Raw genomic sequence first — 2,243 nt, forward strand, 5'->3', positions numbered from 1 at the left:
ACGCGGATAGCGGGGGAGGGTATGCGGGGCGTGGCAATGCTATTTGACAGCCCATGCGTCCCCGCGAGTGCCGTGGATTTTCTGGTTGATGATCGGGCGTGCACCGGGCCGTTGACGGATCATGATCCGGTCGACACTGTTGTATTGGTGGGTGTCGATGCGCTGTGCGGTGGCGCTGATGGCCTGCCGGTGCGCATGGGCAACATTGCCGCTGAACAGGGTCACCTCCGCCTGCGGCAGGGCCACGCCGAGTTGTTGCTTGCCAAATCCCCAGGGGCAGGTGTCGACGCCGCCATACATGACCGCGGTGATCAGGCCCTTTTCGTTGATGGCCCAGCCCGGGTTGGTGACACCACAGTCGTCGTAGCCGGCCAGCGGGTCAGGGGCCACCAACTGGCCGTGTTCGGCAAAGTGGAGGCCGTCCCGGCTAGTGGCGTACCGCAGGCGCCACCATGAGTCCATGTCGCGGCCGATCCTGCGATAAGCGGCGATGTACTGCCCGTTGACCAGCTTGATGTCGGCGTCGCCCATGAGGCCGATCAGCCGTACGTAGGTGAAGTTCTTTGGGTGATGGTCGTAGGAGACAGCCAGGTGCTGCGACCAAGGGCTGTTGTTGACCGAGCCGTCGAAGTACATCTCCCACCGCCCCTGGTGGTGCCTGTCCTTGTAGTGTGAGTTAAAGATCAGCGACGGGCGGCCGCAGAGGCTGACGTGCCCTCCACGAATCCTGACCTCGTGGCTGCCGTTGGGCTGTGGCCAGTGGACCCCGTCACCGGAGATCAGTATTGAGCACTTATCGAGCTTTCCTGCCGGTTTGGTGGTCATCGCCATGACCCAGTGACCGTCCTTGAGCCTGACCACTGAGGGGTCATTGACGTGGTCGTAATCGCGGTGATCGATGATCTTCCTGGTGCTTGAGAAGCCATGGGTGAGTGTGTCGTCTCTGGTGGTGGCCAGGTAGATATCGTCGTGCGGCTGTCCGGCGGAGAACTGGCCTCCGGAGTAGACGTACCAAACCTTGCCCACCTTGACGGGGTTGGCCGCATACAGATTCGGCCCCTTGACGACCGGGTTGCCGCGGTAAGGCACAAAGAATGCCTGACGTGGGTCTTTGACCGATCGACCCACGTGGAGGACGGTGAACGGATCACCACCCTTCCCGAGATAGATCAGCCTCGATGAGGCCATGGCGGGCGCTACAAGTAAGCAGACCACCATCACCCACAGGGAGCTAACCGAGAGCCATTTCCGTTTTAACTTCATGTGACCTCCTAGGACCCGTGTGGCCACGGCCCAGTCACGGTCGACGGTCGGCGCACTTTTGATGTCATGGGCTGAGCCATTGCCCATCATGTGTCAACAATCGTCTACCACCATCGATCAGCACATCATCATAACTGGAGATAAATGCCTTGGCACTTTCAGTGGCAGGACCGTCACCAACACCGACCCGCTGCCCAGGCTGGAGTTTCAATCTCGATTCTTCAGCGGCGTGACGGCGTCGCCGCTGACGACTGGCTGCCCGTTATGTCCCTTGGCGTGCGGAGACGGGTCGCCGCGTGACGCTGCGGACGGGCCCGAGGGTGCTGCGGTCCTCTCCTCTGTGGTGCCGTCGGGGTGGTGGGCGGCCGTCAGGTGCAGGCCGGCAGCTCGGTGGCGTGCCTCCAGGCGGTGGCGAACGCGTCGGCCCAGGGCCATGTGCGGTCGAGGTGCAGAGTGCGGCGGCGGCGTGGGCGGTGAGGCGGGCGGGCAGGTTGTGAACGTTCGCGATATCCCCCGGCCCCGTGTTCACGTAATGGGCCAGGTCCTGGCGTGGGTGGTTCTAGGTGATCTTGGCTTTCTCGGTCTTGGCGGTGGGATTGTTGGGGCGGTAGCTGGGTCCGTTCATGATGACTTGGTGGCTGGTGTTGATCAGCCGGTCGAGGAGGGACTCGGCGACGACGGGTTTGGGGAAGAGCGGATACCAATCGCTGGGTGCCCGGTCGCTGGTGACGATCAGGGACCGTCCCTGCCGCTCGGAGACGAGTTCGTAGAGGTCGTCGGCCTGGGCCGCGGATAGCTGGCGCATGGCGCGGCCTGCGAGGGCGGGCGGCAGGACCTTCGACTTGCAGGGCGCCCGGCCCGAGAAGGACTCCAGCACCTTGCGTTGCAGCGCGATGACGTGGCGGGGGGGGGGGGGGGGGGGGGGGTGGCCCCCCCCCCCCCCTCCCCCGCCGCTGGTGCCTCCTCCCCCCCACGCGGCC

The 2,243-nt window shown here is 64.3% G+C and carries 1 protein-coding gene and 1 pseudogene; both read right to left on the minus strand.

Going from position 1 to position 2,243, the window contains the following annotated elements; all coding sequences use genetic code 11:
* Positions 1-39: 39 nt before the first annotated feature.
* Positions 40-1,263 (minus strand): hypothetical protein, encoded by a 1,224-nt coding sequence (locus ACZ7GZ_RS42595; protein ID WP_471033172.1) that lies wholly within the window; start codon positions 1,261-1,263, stop codon positions 40-42.
* A gap of 559 nt (positions 1,264-1,822) precedes the next feature.
* A pseudogene (locus ACZ7GZ_RS42600) lies at positions 1,823-2,071 on the minus strand (ATP-binding protein); the annotation flags it as partial.
* Positions 2,072-2,243: the final 172 nt, after the last annotated feature.

This window comes from Streptomyces sp. NPDC037288 (assembly GCF_055603265.1).

Coding starts and splice junctions, on each gene's coding strand:
- ACZ7GZ_RS42595 (WP_471033172.1), bottom strand. CDS start 1,263: ATGAAGTTAAAACGGAAATGGCTCTCGGTTAGCTCCCTGTGGGTGATG.